This window comes from Novosphingobium rhizovicinum (assembly GCF_040813635.1).
Classification (GTDB): domain Bacteria; phylum Pseudomonadota; class Alphaproteobacteria; order Sphingomonadales; family Sphingomonadaceae; genus Novosphingobium; species Novosphingobium rhizovicinum.
The window spans coordinates 43,573-58,594 of sequence record NZ_JBFNXR010000019.1; the positions used below are offsets into that span (position 1 = coordinate 43,573).

The following is a 15,022-nucleotide window of genomic DNA, read 5'->3' on the forward strand; positions in this document are numbered from 1 at the left end:
GCTCACCCGATATGCATCGCAAGCATGCCGTCGCCTTCGTCGATGTGCACGGTCGTGCCATCGGGGATCTCGCCACCTAGCAGCTTTTCGGCCAGCGGGTCCTGCAGGTAGCGCTGGACGGCTCGCTTGAGCGGCCTTGCGCCATAGACCGGGTCGTAGCCGACACGGCCCAACCAGCGCTTTGCTGCGTCCGTCAGATCAAGAGTGATCTTGCGGTCCTTCAGCAGCTTCTGCACACGACCGATCTGGATTTCGACGATCGGCCCCATCTGCGCCTGACCCAGGCGGTGGAAGAGGATCACCTCGTCCAGCCGGTTCAGGAACTCAGGACGGAAGTGCCCGCGCACAATCTCCATCACCTGCGGCTCGACGCTCGACACATCTTGCCCTTCCTCAAGGCTGGCAAGGTACTGGCTGCCGAGATTGCTGGTCAGGATGATCAGCGTGTTGGTGAAGTCCACCACCCTGCCCTGTCCGTCCGTGAGGCGCCCGTCGTCGAGCACCTGTAGCAGCACGTTGAACACGTCCGGGTGCGCCTTCTCGACCTCGTCGAACAGCACGACCTGATAGGGCCGGCGCCGCACCGCTTCGGTCAGTACGCCGCCTTCGTCATAGCCGACATAGCCTGGAGGCGCGCCGATCAAGCGGCTGACAGCATGCTTCTCCATGAACTCGCTCATGTCGATGCGCACCATGGCGCTATCGTCATCGAACAGGAAGGAGGCCAGCGCCTTGGTAAGCTCGGTCTTGCCGACGCCCGTGGGGCCCAGGAACAGGAAGGAGCCCAAGGGCCGGTTCGGATCCTGCAAGCCGGCACGGGCACGCCGCACCGCCTTAGACACGGCAGTCACCGCCTGTTCCTGTCCAATCACGCGCGCGCCGATCACCTCCTCCATCTTGAGGAGCTTCTCGCGCTCGCCCTCGAGCATCTTGTCGACGGGCACCCCGGTCCAGCGGCTGACCACGCCCGCGATGTCGTCCTCGGTGACTTCCTCGCGCAGCATGGCGTTGCCGGCCTGGGCCTGCGCCTCTGACAGCTGGCGCTCAAGCGCAGGGATGGTGCCGTAAGAGAGCTCTCCGGCCTTCCCCAGATCACCGCTGCGCTGCGCCTGTTCCAGCTCCAGCCGCGCGGCGTCGAGCTGCTCCTTGATCTTGCCCTCGGCCGCGATCTTGTCGCGCTCGTTCTGCCACCGCGTCGTCAACTCGCTCGACTGCTGCTCCAGGTTCGCCAATTCCTCCCGCAGGTTCGCCAAGCGGTCCTGCGATGCCGTGTCGGTCTCCTTCGAGAGCGCCATTTCTTCGATCTTGAGCTGGATGATACGGCGGTCGAGCTTCTCGATCTCCTCAGGCTTGCTCTCCACTTCCATGCGGATGCGGCTGGCGGCCTCATCCATCAGGTCGATGGCCTTGTCCGGCAGGAAGCGGTTGGTGATATAGCGGTTGGACAGCGTCGCAGCGGCCACGATCGCGCCATCGGTGATGCGCACGCCGTGATGTAGCTCATACTTCTCCTTCAGCCCGCGCAGGATCGAGATCGTATCCTCGACCGTGGGTTCGTCAACGAACACGGGCTGGAAACGACGCTGCAAGGCTGCATCCTTCTCAACGTACTTCTGGTACTCGTCGAGTGTGGTCGCGCCGATGCAGTGCAGTTCGCCGCGTGCCAGAGCAGGCTTCAGAAGGTTGCCCGCATCCATGGAGCCTTCGGACGCGCCCGCCCCGATCAGCGTGTGCATTTCATCGATAAACAGGATGATGTGCCCTTCGGCGCCCTTCACCTCATCGAGCACAGCCTTGAGGCGCTCCTCGAACTCGCCGCGATACTTTGCGCCCGCGATCAGGCTGCCCATGTCGAGCGCCATCAAGGTGCGGTCCTTAAGGCTATCGGGCACGTCACCGTTGGCGATCCGCAACGCGAGGCCCTCCGCGATCGCCGTCTTGCCGACGCCAGGATCGCCGATGAGAACGGGGTTGTTCTTGGTACGCCGCGCCAGGATCTGCACGGTACGGCGGATCTCCTCGTCCCGACCGATGACGGGGTCGAGCTTGCCTGAACGGGCCGCCTCGGTGAGGTCGCGCGCGTACTTCTTCATCGCATCGTAGGCGTTTTCGGCAGAGGCACTGTCAGCGGTCCGCCCCCCGCGCAGCTGGGTTATGGCTGCTTCAAGCGCCGGAGCGGTGAGATTTGCCGCGGCAAGCGCCTGACCGGCGGCAGTCGTCTGCGCGAGTGTCAGGGCAAGCAGGATCCGCTCCACCGTGACATAGGCATCCTGAGACTTGGCCGCCAGTTGCTCCGCCTGGTCGAGAATGCGCACGCAATCGTTGTCGAGACCGGGCGTGTTCTGTGCGCCGGAGCCACTGACCGCCGGGATCTTTTCCAGCGCAGCGTTCACGCCGTCGAGGGCGAAGCGTGGGTTGCCACCTGCGCGCTGGATAAGCCCGGCTGCCATGCCCTCGCTGTCGTCCAGCAGAGCCTTCAGAATATGCTCTGGCGTGATGCGCTGATGATTAAGGCGAATAGCAGTGGTTTGCGCAGCCTGCAGGAACCCCTTGGCGCGGTCGGTGAACTTTTCGAGATTCATGTGCGAAGTTTCCTCCTGTTCCCGGCAAGATAGTGTTGCATATATACAACACAAGTGCCTGGCGGCCAACCATCATCCATTTTCCGTCAACCAGAGCGTCCGACATTGATCGACAGCAAACCACGAGCAGCGTTGCAAAGATGGTGCGCATGTCGTGTTTGCCAAGGTAAGTCGGATCGGCGGCTGCATGTCCCTTCCAAACCTCGCCAAGCATCAGTCACCGAGCAGCTAATAGACAATGCTGTCGATTACAGGCTTGGCGCAGGATGCCTCAACGCGTAGCGTCCGGTGCTGCGCAACAAACAATGAGGATGAGGAAGACAGTGGCGAAATTCACTCCCGAGCAGGCTGCCGACGTTCTGGCGATCAAGCAGGTGATCTATGAATGGGGCGACGAACTCGACATCAACAACGGCCTCTCGATCCTCGAGTCCGGTGTGCTGGCCGACGATGTCCGGTACTTCGTGGGTGGCGAATGGCGCGAGGGCAAAGAGGCAGTCGCCCAGTTCTATCGTGGCCGCAGAGATCAGCTGGGGGACAACGCGCCCGTCATGCGCCATATCATCACGAGCCTCCGGGTCTCGCTTGACGGCTCCGACCATGCAAAGGTCGGTTATCTGCTGGTGTTCTTTGCCAAGGCCGGCACGCCGCCGTTCGACGGGTACTGTGACCCGCTCGCAGTGGCCGACGTGAAGATGGAATGCACCCGTGATGCATCGGGCGAATGGCGCATTTCGCTGTTCGACAGCGGTCAGATCTTCCGCCGTTAAAAGTGATCGACGACGGGGCGCGACAAGCTCTGAGATCGCGCCCTGTTAATCTGCCAGCAAGGTTGAGGCCCGCAAAACCGCTGTACATGAAACGGCCGTTTATTTCTGTCGCTCTGGCCCTGGCACTTGCTGCTTGTGCTGGCCAACCATCACTCCAGCATGCAGGCACGACTCCGCAGCCACCCTCGGAGCTGATGACCGCCGCCTCTCCCCAGGAACTGGTCAGAGCGGTAGACATCCCATACGAGAAATTCACTCTCGATAATGGCCTTACAGTTATCGTCCATACGGACCGCAAGGCGCCCGTTGTCGGAGTGACGACGTATTATCGTGTCGGCTCAAAGCACGAGCCGCGCGGGAAGACCGGCTTTGCCCACCTCTACGAGCATCTGTTCTTCGGCGGATCCGCGAACGCTCCCAGCTTCGACATTCCACTCGAAGCCGCAGGGTCCACCTCGACCAATGGTACTACGTGGTACGATCGCACGAACTATATCGAGACTGTACCCACCGGCGCCCTTGAGCTCGCTCTATTCCTGGAAAGTGACCGCATGGGCTATCTTCTGCCCGCGGTTACGCAGGAGAAGTTGGATAAGCAGCGCGGGGTCGTCCAGAACGAGAAGCGGCAAAGCGACAACCAGCCATATGGCCTCATGGACTATGCAATCGGCGAAGGTCTATTCCCCGTCGGCCACCCCTATCGGCACGCAACAATCGGCTCGATGGAGGATCTTGACGCGGCGACCTTGGCCGACGTCCGCAAGTGGTTCACGGATAACTACGGCCCCAACAACGTCGTTCTCTCACTCAGCGGCGACATAGACGCGGCAACTGCGCGTCCTTTGGTGGAGAAATGGTTCGGCGCCATTCCGCGGGGCCCGGAAGTTCCCGCCGTAGAAGCTGCCCCCGTGACCTTGCCTGCGCCGAAGTCCCGGGAAATGGCGGATCGGGTACCCGTCACGCGACTGACGCGCAACTGGAGCGGGCCAGGCCTCAATCACCCCGACTCGGTGGCGCTCACCATTGGCCTGAATATCCTTGGCGGGCTCGCCAGCTCAAGGCTCGATAACGAGCTGGTCCGTGGCAAGGAACTGGCTGTGGCCGTAACTGCGGGTGCCCAGACGTTCGAGCAGGTCAGCTTTCTGCAGGCGATGATGGACGTCAAGCCCGGGGTGGGTCGGAACGAGGCTGAAGCAGCGTTCGATCAGGTCATCTCCCGCCTGGTGAATGAAGGGCCCACGCCCGACGAAGTCCGCCGCGCCGTTACCCGCACGATAAGCAGCGCGATTGGCGGCCTTGAGGTTGTGGGCGGCATGTCGGGCAAAGGCGCGACCCTTGCCGAGGGCGAACTTTATTCGGACAACCCGGCCAAGTATAAGGAAGACCTCGCCCGCATGGCCGCGCTGACGCCGGAAGATGTCCGCGCTGCGCTCCAGCGCTGGCTCTCCCGCCCTGTCTTCGCTCTTGATGTCGTACCGGGTGAGCGAACCGAGACCGGTGAAACGATGGGTGGCTGGGGAGACGAAGCCGACAAGCAGGCCGCCTCGCCCGATCCGAAACAATCGGTTTCCCAAGCGGCTGCGGCACCGGACCGTACAGCTCCACCAGTAACCACAATTGCAGACCTCGACTTCCCCGATGTCGAGCATGCCACGTTGTCGAACGGGATGCCCGTTGCACTCGCGCGACGAACCGCCATTCCCAAGGTCTCTCTCTCGCTATCCTTTGACGCCGGCTTTGCTGCCGACGCACAGGACAAGCCGGGCACGCAGGCCCTTATGCTCGCCGCGCTTGAAGAGGGCACGACTACGCGTGATGCCACCCGCATTGCGGAAGAGCAGGAGCGGCTCGGTGCTGCGATCAGCACCGGCGGCAGCATCGACCGCAGTTCGATTGCGATGTCTGCGCTTACTCCGAACCTTGCTCCATCATTGGCGCTGCTTGCGGACATCGCCCTGCGCCCCGCCTTCAGGCCCGAAGACGTGGCTCGCGTGCAGCGGCAGCAATTAACCGCATTGCAGCAGGCGAACGCCTCCCCGGGGAGCCTCGCCCAACGCACGCTCAGCGGCTTGCTCTTTGCCGAGCACCCCTATGCGCAGCCTTCTGACGGGCTTGGCAACGCCGATGCCCTTGCCAGCCTTACCCCCGACGACCTGCGCGCGGCTCATTGTAAGTGGCTTCGTCCCGATCTCGCCCGCGTCACGGCTGTCGGCGACATCACGATGGAACAGCTGCTGCCACTGCTGGAAAAGGCCTTCGCAGACTGGAAGGCCCCTTCTACGCCGGCGCCGCAGAAGGCTCTCGGCATGCCACCACCGCAGCCACAGGCGCGGGTCGTGGTGCTGAACAGGCCGAACTCACCCCAATCGTTCATCGTCGGCGGGCGGGTACTCCCCATCAGCGGGCGAACCGAAGGCACCGAAGCTCTCAATCTGGCCAACGACGTGCTGGGTGGAAGCTTCCTCTCGCGCCTTAACGGCGATCTGCGCGAAGATAAGGGCTGGAGCTACGGCGTTTACAGTGCTGTCTCCCGTCCCGTCGGACCACGCACTCTGCTGGTGCTCGCCCCGGTGCAGAGCGACAAGACCGGAGCGTCCCTGCGTGCCGTCCTCGACAACATGGAGGCGTTCCCCGGCGAAGCGCCGGTGACACCGGTCGAACTCCAACGTGTGACCGAGGGCGCAATTCGTGCGATGCCAAACTCGTTCCAGACCAACGGAAGCGTACTCCAGGCGATCGAAACCAATGAGCTGCTCGACCGTCCTGACGCGTACTATGAGACCCTCGCGAGCAAGTACCGCCAGCTCGGAGCGCCCGCTATCGAAGCAGCCGCGCGCGAATACCTGCGACCGGAAGGGCTTACGATCGTTATCGTGGGAGACCGCAAGGTCATCGAACCACAGCTCAAGGGGCTCGGGATGCCCGTGGAATATCGCGAGGCGCCAGCTCTTGGCGAGACAGACAACGAAGGAAATGACGAATGAGTGTTGCAGGAACCTGGGACATCCGGATCAAGACACCGATCGGCGATCAACTCGCCAAAGTCACGGTCGTACCGGATGCCATGGGTGGTTTCAGCGGAGACGTGAGCGGTGATCCGGGTTCGATGCCGATCAGCGGCCAGGTCGATGGTAACCGGCTTACCTGGAACATGAAGACCACGAAGCCGATGCCGCTCGATCTCACCTGTCATGCCGACGTAGAAGGTGACACCATGGCAGGCGGCGTAAAGGCGGGCTTCTTCGGAACCATGCCACTTACAGGCTCTCGGGCCTGATCGGCGCAAAGCCTTACCAAGTGATGACGCCAGGCAAGTAGCTCCAAATTAACCCTTTATTCGCCTCGTGAGGGTACCGGACAGATGGCGAGCGGGATCTAGCTGATCCCGCGCGCTATCCTGCTTCGACAAGAGACCTCATGAAACCCTTCCTCACTGCTGCTGCAATTGCCTTCGCCGCGACCGCTGCCACGCCGGCCCTCGCCCAAGACACGGCCTCCACTGTAAGTGCGGGCGTGACCGCAGGCACGCTCGGCATTGGTCCCGAAGTTGCGCTGCGCGTCTCTCCCCTGCTCGCTCTGCGTGCTAACGCGACCTTCTTCGGGATCAGCCAATCCGTTGACAGCGACACCATCACCTATGACGGCGACCTCAAGCTCTCATCAGTCGGCGCGATGGTCGATGTTCATCCGTTCAAGAACGGCTTTCGCCTTTCGGGCGGTTTTCGCGTGAATGACAACAAGGTCGAGCTCACCGCAACGCCGGACCCGGCCGAAGTGCTGCGGGTGGGTGGCACCCCCTACACCGCTGCAGACGTGGGTGTTCTCACCGGCACCGTGAACGTCGATGAGTTCGTTCCTACTCTGACGATCGGTTACGGTGGCGGACTGACCAAGGGCCTCAAGTTCGGCGTAGACGCAGGCGTGCTGTTTCAGGGCTCACCACGGATCCGCAACCTTGCGGCCTCTGGCCCGCTTGCCTCCAACTCCGCCTTTCAGGATGCACTGGCTCGCGAAGAACAAAGCATCGAAGATGATGTCAGCAAGTATGACATCTATCCGATCCTTCAGTTCTCGCTGCGTTACGGCTTCTGAACGACTGAGGGCGCAAGGCCGTCAGCCTGACACCCTGCGCCCTCGGCCCGGATCTATGAAAGAGCCGGCGCCGTTCGTAACAGCACCGGCCGCCGTCATCCCAGCTTGGTTTTGAGGATCTCGTTCACGACCTGCGGGTTGGCCTTGCCCTGCATCGCCTTCATCGTCTGGCCAACAAAGAAGCCGAACAGTGCCTGTTTTCCGCCGCGATACTGCTCAACCTTATCCGCGTTGTCGGCAAGCACCTTGTCCACGGCAGCCTCGATGGCGCCAGTGTCCGACTCCTGCTTCAGGCCCTCACGCTCCACGATCGCGGCAGCGCGCTCACCACTCTCCAGCATCTTCTCAAGCACCTGCTTGGCAATTGAGCCAGAGATCGTGCCCTTGCCCACCAGAGCCAGCAACTCGGCACCTGCGGAGGGGCTGACAGGAGATTCATCCAGGCTCTTGCCTAGCTTGTTGAGCGCTCCAAACAGCTCCGAAATAAGCCAATTGGCCGCCTGCTTAGCGACTTCGGCGGGCTGTTTATCCTGCGCCGTCGCCGTTTCAGCCAATAGCCGCTCAAACCAGCGCGCCGTCTCCACCTCGGCCGTCAAGACCGCGGCATTGTACGCCGAAAGGCCAAGCTCCCCCTCGTAGCGGGCACGCTTCGCATCCGGCAGTTCGGGCAGAGAGTTGCGGCAGTCTTCCAGAAACGCATCATCCAACTCCAACGGGAGCAGGTCGGGGTCCGGGAAGTAGCGATAGTCATGCGCATCTTCTTTGGAGCGCATCGACCGAGTCGTGCCCGTACCCGGATCGAACAGCCGGGTCTCCTGCACGATGGTACCGCCGCTTTCCAGCACGTCGACTTGACGATTGGCCTCGAACTCGATCGTAGCCATGACAAAGCGGACCGAGTTGACGTTCTTGGTCTCGGTGCGGGTGCCGAACGCCTCGCCGGGTTTACGGACTGAAACGTTGACGTCCGCGCGCATGGAGCCCTCCTCCATGTTCCCGTCGCATGAGCCGACATAGCGCAGGATGGCACGCAGCTTGCGCAGATAGGCACCCGCCTCGGCAGGCGAACGCATGTCGGGACGGCTGACGATTTCCATCAGCGCCACGCCGGAGCGGTTGAGATCGACATAGGACATCGTGGGGTGCTGGTCGTGCATCAGCTTGCCCGCATCCTGCTCCACATGGATGCGTTCGATGCCGATGGTCTTGGCCTCGGGGATGCCCGCCTTCTCGTCCGCATCGATTGTCAGCGATCCCTCACCCACAAGCGGGTGATAAAGCTGGCTGATCTGATAGCCCTGCGGCAGATCGGCATAGAAGTAGTTCTTGCGGTCGAACCGGCTCCATTTGTTGATCTGCGCGTCGATCGCCATTCCGGTGCGTACGGCCTGGCGGATACACTCCCTGTTCGGCACGGGAAGCATGCCCGGCATAGCCGCATCCACCAGGCTCACCTGTGCGTTCGGTTCTGCCCCGAAAGCAGTGGCTGCACCGGAGAACAGCTTCGACTTCGATGTGACCTGTGCGTGAACTTCGAGGCCGATCACGACCTCCCATTCACCCGTGGCGCCCTGAATGCGGTATGTGCTCATAGTGCCCGATTATCGCCTCACCCGAGGGGTGCAAGGCCTATTCGACCGGAGAAGCAAAAGGGCCACAGCTCGGTCGGCCCAGCGCAGCCAATCAGGAGCCGATGAGCAACCGGCTCTTGGCCGGGAAGAGCCGACGCACAAGTGCCACGGTCATCATGCTCAGCGTCATCACTCCGACCAGGATGACCAGGAAGCTAAGCTGCGACCCCTCCCCCAGTTCCGGCCACTTCGTCAGCGCCTGACGCAAGGCTGCCACGTAGTATGCGTGCATGAAGAAGATGCCAAACGCATAGCGCGCAAGCAGATCAAGCGCAGGCACACGTTCGGGCGTGAACCGCGACATAAGTGCGAGGAGCGTCAGGCACATGAACGCCGTCAGAGGCAGGCGATCAAAGGTGAGCGCAGCATACGAGCCGTAAATAATGACGCCCAGAAAAGCGATCGAGAGCGCAACCATCGCGGCCCACCAGCGAGTTAGCAGCGGGATTATGCGATCATGGAAGTGCGACACGCACATGCCTAGCAGGTACACCGGCAGATAGTGCACTGCGGCCTGCAGCGGCTGAAGGTCGTAGGTAGGACGCGGGACGAGAAGGACTGAGACGAGAAGAAGCGGTGCGATCGCGATGTAGCTGCGCGGGTGCTTATCCATCGCGACCAGAGCCGGAGCCATCGTATAGAACACGGCCATCATGGGTTTGAACCAGTACGGTCCCATGTGCGCGCCGGTCAGGATCAGCAGCGGCACCTTTTGCCAGAGAGGCAGCGAGCCGATGAGCTGGGGAAAATGCGGGTGGGACTTCCAATTGGTCGCATAGACAAGGACCGCTGGTACAGAAACGATCAGGTAGGGGACGATGACGTTGCGGAACTTGCCCTTCAGGTATGCCGGGTACGCGAAGCGTGCCAGCAGGTGCTGGAAGAGATATCCCGAGATGAAAATGAAGAACGTGTTGAGGTCGGTCCAAACCGCAGTGAGATGCGCGCTGAAACTCCCCGGCGGCCAACGCAGAGCGTTATAGCAATGCCCGGCCACGATCGGCAGGATGGCAAGGCCGCGCATGTGATTGACCGGATGAGAGAACGGCCGCTGCGAGGGCCGCGAGCCTGCACCTCCCGCACTATCGGGACCGGCCGCCCGCCCGAAATCGCCGGCCTTTAAGCTTGCTGCGCCCACCAGGTGTCACTCGACCTTTGCCTCCCAGCTTAGTCGAGTGCGCAGCCATTCAACGCAATCGCCGAAAGATCGGCTTTCGAGTTAGATCACCACCACTTTTGCGGGCGGACCGCGAAACCTGCGCGCTGTTCGATGGCGAGACCCGCGTTCAACACGCCTTGTTCGTCAAAGGCGCGGCCGATGATCTGCAGTCCGAGGGGCAGCCCTTCACGGTTCAGACCTGCAGGCACCGACATCGCGGGAAGACCGGCCAGCGAGGCAGGTACGGCGAACACGTCGTTGAGGTACATCGAAAGCGGATCATCGACATTCTCGCCCAACGCGAACGCTGCCGACGGCGCGGTCGGCGCAAGAATCACGTCACAAGCCTCAAATGCCTGCGAAAAGTCGCGACTGATCAGCGTGCGGACCTTCTGAGCCTGCGTGTAGTAGGCGTCGTAGTAGCCTGCGGAGAGCACGTAGGTGCCCATCAGAATGCGCCGCTTGACCTCTGCACCGAAGCCCGCGGCCCTTGTCGCCGCGTACATGTCCTGCAGGCCGGACCCGTCTGGCAGGTCACGCAGGCCATAGCGCACGCCGTCATAGCGTGCGAGGTTCGAGGACGCCTCGGCGGGCGCGATGATGTAATAGGCAGGAAGCGCGTACTTGGTGTGCGGCAAGGAGATGTCGACGATCTCCGCACCTGCATCCTTCAGCCAAGCGATGCCATCATCCCACGATTTCGCAACGTCGGCGTCCATGCCATCCATGCGGTATTCCCGCGGGATTCCCACCTTCTTGCCTGCCAGGCTCGCATCCAGGCTGCGCTCCCACTCCGGCACTGGCATGTCGAGGCTGGTGGAATCCTTCGGGTCGAATCCAGCCATCGCCTCCAGCATGATGGCGCAGTCGGTCACATCCCGCGCCATCGGACCGGCCTGATCGAGCGAGCTTGCGAACGCCACGACACCCCAGCGCGAACAGCGCCCGTAGGTTGGCTTGATCCCGGTGGTCCCAGTGAACGCAGCCGGCTGGCGGATCGATCCGCCGGTGTCGGTTCCCGTCGCGGCCGGGCAAAGGCGAGCGGAGACGGCGGTGGAGGAACCGCCTGAGCTACCACCCGGCGCCAGCGCCGCATTACCGCCGTCGTTGCGGCGCCAAGGGGAGATCACATTGCCGAAATAGCTGGTTTCGTTCGAGGACCCCATGGCGAACTGATCCAGGTTCAGCTTGCCCAGCATGCCCGCGCCGGCTTCCCAAAGCCTGGCGCTGACGGTGCTCTCATACTCGGGCACAAAGCCTTCGAGCATATGGCTGGCGGCAGTGGTCTGCACGCCGGCGGTGGCGAACAGGTCCTTCATACCGATGGGAACGCCACCCATCTTGCCGAGCGGCTCACCCTTGGTGCGCTTCGCATCCACCGCCTTGGCAGCATTGATCGCGTGCTCAGGTGTTGCCACGATAAACGCGTTCAGGGCATCCTGCGCAGAAGCGACGTTGGCGTTGAACGCCTCAGCCACTTCGACCGCGCTGAAATCACCATTAGCGACGCCGTGACGGATGGCGGCAACGCCCAGTTCGGTCAGATCGGTCATGCTTATTCAATCACCTTCGGCACACCGAAGAAGCCGTGTTCGGCAGCGGGTGCATTAGCAAGAACCTTGTCGCGAATATTGCCTCCGGTGAGCGGATCGGCATTGATCTCATCTTCCCGCAGGCGAAGCGTGTTGGGAATAACAGCCGTCATCGGTTCTACGCCGGTAACATCGACTTCACCCAACTGCTCGACCCAGGCCAGAATGCCATTCAACTCAGGCACCATCGCCTCAAGTTCGCCCTCACCCAGTTTGATCCGGGCGAGAGAGGCGATCTTCGCCACCGTTGCGGTATCGACCGACATGGCTGGTCCTCATCTTCGAACAGGCCCGCACGGCGGGCGATAGAGCTGAAAGCGGGCAGCTATCACCCGCTCCACCGGGCTTCAAGCGCCCCTTGCGGCAAACCTCAGGGCGTGGGCACGGCCCCTTCTGCACCGGGCATCCCCGCGCCGCCCATCTGCTGCAGCTGCTGCATGATGCGCTGCTGCTGCTCGATCTCCTCACGACTCTTGAAGTCCAGGAGCTCGATCTCGAAATCGAGATCGGTGTTCGGCGGGATCGGCCCTGCTCCCTTTTCACCGTAAGCGAGGTCAGACGGGATATGCACCCGGTACTTGCCTCCGCGCTGCATCTGCTCAAGAGCCTTGGTGAAACCCGGTACGACTTCGGCCAGAGGCAGCACGGCCTGCTTGCCTTCATCGAAGACCTTACCGTCCGGCAAAGTGCCCTTGTAGTTCACCAGCGCCACATCGTCCCTCGTGGGCGATTCGCCAGTGCCTTCAGCAATCGTTTCTACGTTTACCGAAGCAGGCAGGGTGGCCCAGGCAACGCCTCCAGCCAGCAACGCTGCAGCAGCGATACCGAGCCAAAGCTTGGTCAGGGAACCTTTGGCAATTGGCTGAAGCGGAACGCGGGTGATCTCGGTCATGTCTTCTTGGCCTCGTCAGCAAATCCGGTGCACAGATACGCGAAGGGCGCGGATCGGCCCGCGCCCTCATGGCTCAAGCAGGCAGAGCGTTCAAGCGACTAACCGCACCTAAGCCGCGATCAACCGCAAGGGCTCCGCCGCCCGAAAGGCAGCGTAAACCGCCCTACTTGACGCCGTCGCGCTCAAGCCGCTTGCGCTCCAGCTTGCGTGCGCGACGAACAGCAGCCGCCTTCTCACGTGCACGCTTCTCGGAGGGCTTCTCGTAGTGGCGACGCAGCTTCATCTCGCGGTACACGCCTTCGCGCTGGAGCTTCTTCTTAAGCGCGCGAAGAGCCTGATCAACATTGTTGTCGCGGACGAGAATCTGCATAAACCGACACACCTCAAAAAATACAAAAACGAGGCTGCCCCGCACCACCTTTCGACGGGACAACCTGCAAAGCCACAGAATACAAACGCAGCGGACGCCCCAAGGGATCCCACTGTAACGGCGCGCCCGCTACCAGAGACACCCCGGCTTGGCAAGCCGAAAGCCGGGCAGCGAGTACACGCCCACACTGTGTCTTGGGAATGATTTGGCTTGCGCGACGAGGCAGTCTATGGGCGCGGCGATGCCGATACCCTCCCAGCTTTCCTTTGTGAATGCCTCACTGCTCGTCGCGCTGGGCGGCGGAGTCGGCTGCTGGTTGCGCTTTCTCGTTGGACGGGCCTGGATCGCCGCTGCGGGGCCGGTGCGTGCAAGCGCATTTCCTTTCGCGACTCTCACCGTCAACGTCGTCGGCAGCATCGCCATGGGCCTGCTCGTCGGCTGGCTTGCACGCGCGAGCGGGCAGAGCGAAGCGACTCGCCTGCTTCTTGCCGTCGGCGTTCTGGGCGGCTTTACAACATTCTCCTCCTTCAGCCTCGAAGTCATATCGCTGTTCGAGCGGGGCCAGCCGGGTCTCGCCAGTTTTTACGCGATGGCATCGGTGGCTGCGGGACTAATTGGCCTTTGGCTTGGATTACTGCTGATGAGGAGCCCTGCATGAGCAGTGACAATGTACGCCAGTTCACCGTTGGCGCAGATGACGATGGGGTGAGACTGGACCGCTGGTTTAAGCGCCACCTTCCGCAAGTGGGGTTTGCCACGGTCTCTCGGTGGGCCCGAACGGGGCAGATCCGGGTTGATGGCAAGCGCGCCGATGTCGCCGACCGGCTGGTGGCCGGCCAGCTTCTGCGCGTCCCCCCTGGCGGCGAGCCGAAAGCGGGCGGGTCAGCGCCACGTCCACGGCGCCAGCTCACCGAAGAGGAGCTGGAGCTGGCCGACAGCATGGTGCTGACACAGGATCGCGCCGCTATTGTGCTCAACAAGCCTCCCGGCTTGGCCACGCAGGGCGGCAGCGGAACCACCAGGCATGTCGACGGCCTGCTCGACGCCTTCGCTCCGGAAGGACCGCGCCCTCGCCTTGTACATAGGTTGGACAAGGATACTTCAGGAGTGCTGCTAATCGCCCGCACGCCGGGTAGCGCGGCTTTCTTCTCCAGGCGATTCTCCGGCCGTTCGGCAAGAAAGATCTACTGGGCGCTCGTCGTCGGCGTGCCTTCGATCGACGATGGCATGATCGAGTTGCCTCTCGCCAAGCAGCCCGGCACCGGGGGCGAGAAGATGCACGTGGACGAAGCGGGCGGGCAATCTGCACGGACGCGGTACAGAGTCCTCGATCGCGCTGGTAACAGGGCCGCGTGGGTGGAGTTGCATCCCCTGACGGGCCGGACCCACCAGTTGCGCGTGCATATGGCTGCCATAGGCCATCCCATCGTGGGGGACGGCAAATATGGCGGCCAGGAAGCCTTCCTCAGCGGCTCGATCAGCCGCAAGATGCACTTGCACGCCCGGCGCCTGATCATCGATCACCCAGACGGCGCCCCGCTGGACGTCACCGCGCCTCTGCCTGAGCATTTCGCAATGGGCATGGAGCAGTTGGGCTTTAACGAGGCGGACGGTGCCGATCTGCCGGAACCGCCGCCGCAGGACACCCGCGAGGACAAGAAGCGGCTGGCCAAGGCCCATGCCAAGCAGGTCCGCAAGGAACGCCGGGGTGAGCGGCGCTCGCGCGGGGAGGGTTCGTCGTCCGGCTCACGGCCTGCCTCCCGCTCGGGCAAGCCAAGCGGGAAGACGGGGAGCAGACCCTCTACCAAGGCGAACACGTCTCGGGGGCCGGCCAGCTCAAAATCCGCTGCACGGCCAGGTCTTCGCAAGCCCAATGCAAAGCCGCAGCCTCCCAGAGGCCAGCCTCCAAGGGGGAAGCGTTGATGCGGACCCAT

13 protein-coding genes are annotated in these 15,022 nt (G+C 62.4%); 6 read left to right on the forward strand and 7 right to left on the reverse strand.

What is annotated here, in order from left to right:
- Positions 1-2: 2 nt before the first annotated feature.
- Positions 3-2,582, reverse strand: coding sequence for an ATP-dependent chaperone ClpB (clpB, locus tag ABUH87_RS03045; protein ID WP_367769306.1), 2,580 nt, complete (start codon positions 2,580-2,582; stop codon positions 3-5).
- Positions 2,583-2,905: 323 nt separating this feature from the next.
- Between clpB and ABUH87_RS03050 the strand changes: the two genes are divergently transcribed.
- From ABUH87_RS03050 to ABUH87_RS03065, 4 genes are all read left to right on the forward strand, one after another.
- Complete coding sequence (locus tag ABUH87_RS03050; protein WP_367769309.1) at positions 2,906-3,352, forward strand: nuclear transport factor 2 family protein; 447 nt, start codon at positions 2,906-2,908, stop codon at positions 3,350-3,352.
- Between the two features lie 194 nt (positions 3,353-3,546).
- Positions 3,547-6,336 (forward strand): M16 family metallopeptidase, encoded by a 2,790-nt coding sequence (locus ABUH87_RS03055; RefSeq protein WP_367769312.1) that lies wholly within the window; start codon positions 3,547-3,549, stop codon positions 6,334-6,336.
- A complete protein-coding gene (locus ABUH87_RS03060) occupies positions 6,333-6,629 on the forward strand; it encodes a hypothetical protein (RefSeq protein ID WP_367769315.1) in 297 nt (98 codons plus the stop codon). Before ABUH87_RS03055 ends, ABUH87_RS03060 begins: the two co-directional genes overlap by 4 nt.
- Positions 6,630-6,769: 140 nt before the next feature.
- Positions 6,770-7,444 carry a hypothetical protein gene (locus tag ABUH87_RS03065; RefSeq protein ID WP_367769318.1) on the forward strand — a complete coding sequence of 225 codons (675 nt, stop codon included), beginning with the start codon at positions 6,770-6,772 and terminating at the stop codon, positions 7,442-7,444.
- A 95-nt stretch (positions 7,445-7,539) separates the two neighbouring features.
- Here the strand turns inward: ABUH87_RS03065 and gatB are convergent, their stop codons facing one another.
- From gatB to rpsU, 6 genes are all read right to left on the reverse strand, one after another.
- Complete coding sequence (gatB, locus tag ABUH87_RS03070) at positions 7,540-9,036, reverse strand: Asp-tRNA(Asn)/Glu-tRNA(Gln) amidotransferase subunit GatB (RefSeq protein WP_367769321.1); 1,497 nt, start codon at positions 9,034-9,036, stop codon at positions 7,540-7,542.
- Positions 9,037-9,127: 91 nt separating this feature from the next.
- Entirely contained in the window at positions 9,128-10,099 is a 972-nt protein-coding gene (locus ABUH87_RS03075; RefSeq protein ID WP_367769324.1) for an acyltransferase family protein, read from the reverse strand.
- Positions 10,100-10,299: 200 nt separating this feature from the next.
- Positions 10,300-11,787: an Asp-tRNA(Asn)/Glu-tRNA(Gln) amidotransferase subunit GatA gene (gene gatA, locus ABUH87_RS03080; RefSeq protein ID WP_367769327.1), complete on the reverse strand. Its 1,488-nt coding sequence runs from the start codon at positions 11,785-11,787 to the stop codon at positions 10,300-10,302.
- A 2-nt stretch (positions 11,788-11,789) separates the two neighbouring features.
- A complete protein-coding gene (gene gatC, locus ABUH87_RS03085; RefSeq protein WP_367769330.1) occupies positions 11,790-12,092 on the reverse strand; it encodes an Asp-tRNA(Asn)/Glu-tRNA(Gln) amidotransferase subunit GatC in 303 nt (100 codons plus the stop codon).
- Positions 12,093-12,196: 104 nt separating this feature from the next.
- Complete coding sequence (locus ABUH87_RS03090; RefSeq protein ID WP_367769333.1) at positions 12,197-12,718, reverse strand: FKBP-type peptidyl-prolyl cis-trans isomerase; 522 nt, start codon at positions 12,716-12,718, stop codon at positions 12,197-12,199.
- Positions 12,719-12,881: 163 nt separating this feature from the next.
- Positions 12,882-13,088 (reverse strand): 30S ribosomal protein S21, encoded by a 207-nt coding sequence (gene rpsU, locus ABUH87_RS03095; RefSeq protein ID WP_217398364.1) that lies wholly within the window; start codon positions 13,086-13,088, stop codon positions 12,882-12,884.
- 241 nt (positions 13,089-13,329) lie between these two features.
- Here rpsU and crcB point away from each other — a divergent pair, with 241 nt between their 5' ends.
- Positions 13,330-13,746, forward strand: coding sequence for a fluoride efflux transporter CrcB (crcB, locus tag ABUH87_RS03100; RefSeq protein WP_367769337.1), 417 nt, complete (start codon positions 13,330-13,332; stop codon positions 13,744-13,746).
- Positions 13,743-15,011: an RluA family pseudouridine synthase gene (locus ABUH87_RS03105; RefSeq protein ID WP_367769340.1), complete on the forward strand. Its 1,269-nt coding sequence runs from the start codon at positions 13,743-13,745 to the stop codon at positions 15,009-15,011. The genes crcB and ABUH87_RS03105 overlap by 4 nt, the downstream gene beginning before the upstream one ends.
- The last annotated feature ends 11 nt before the right edge of the window (positions 15,012-15,022 follow it).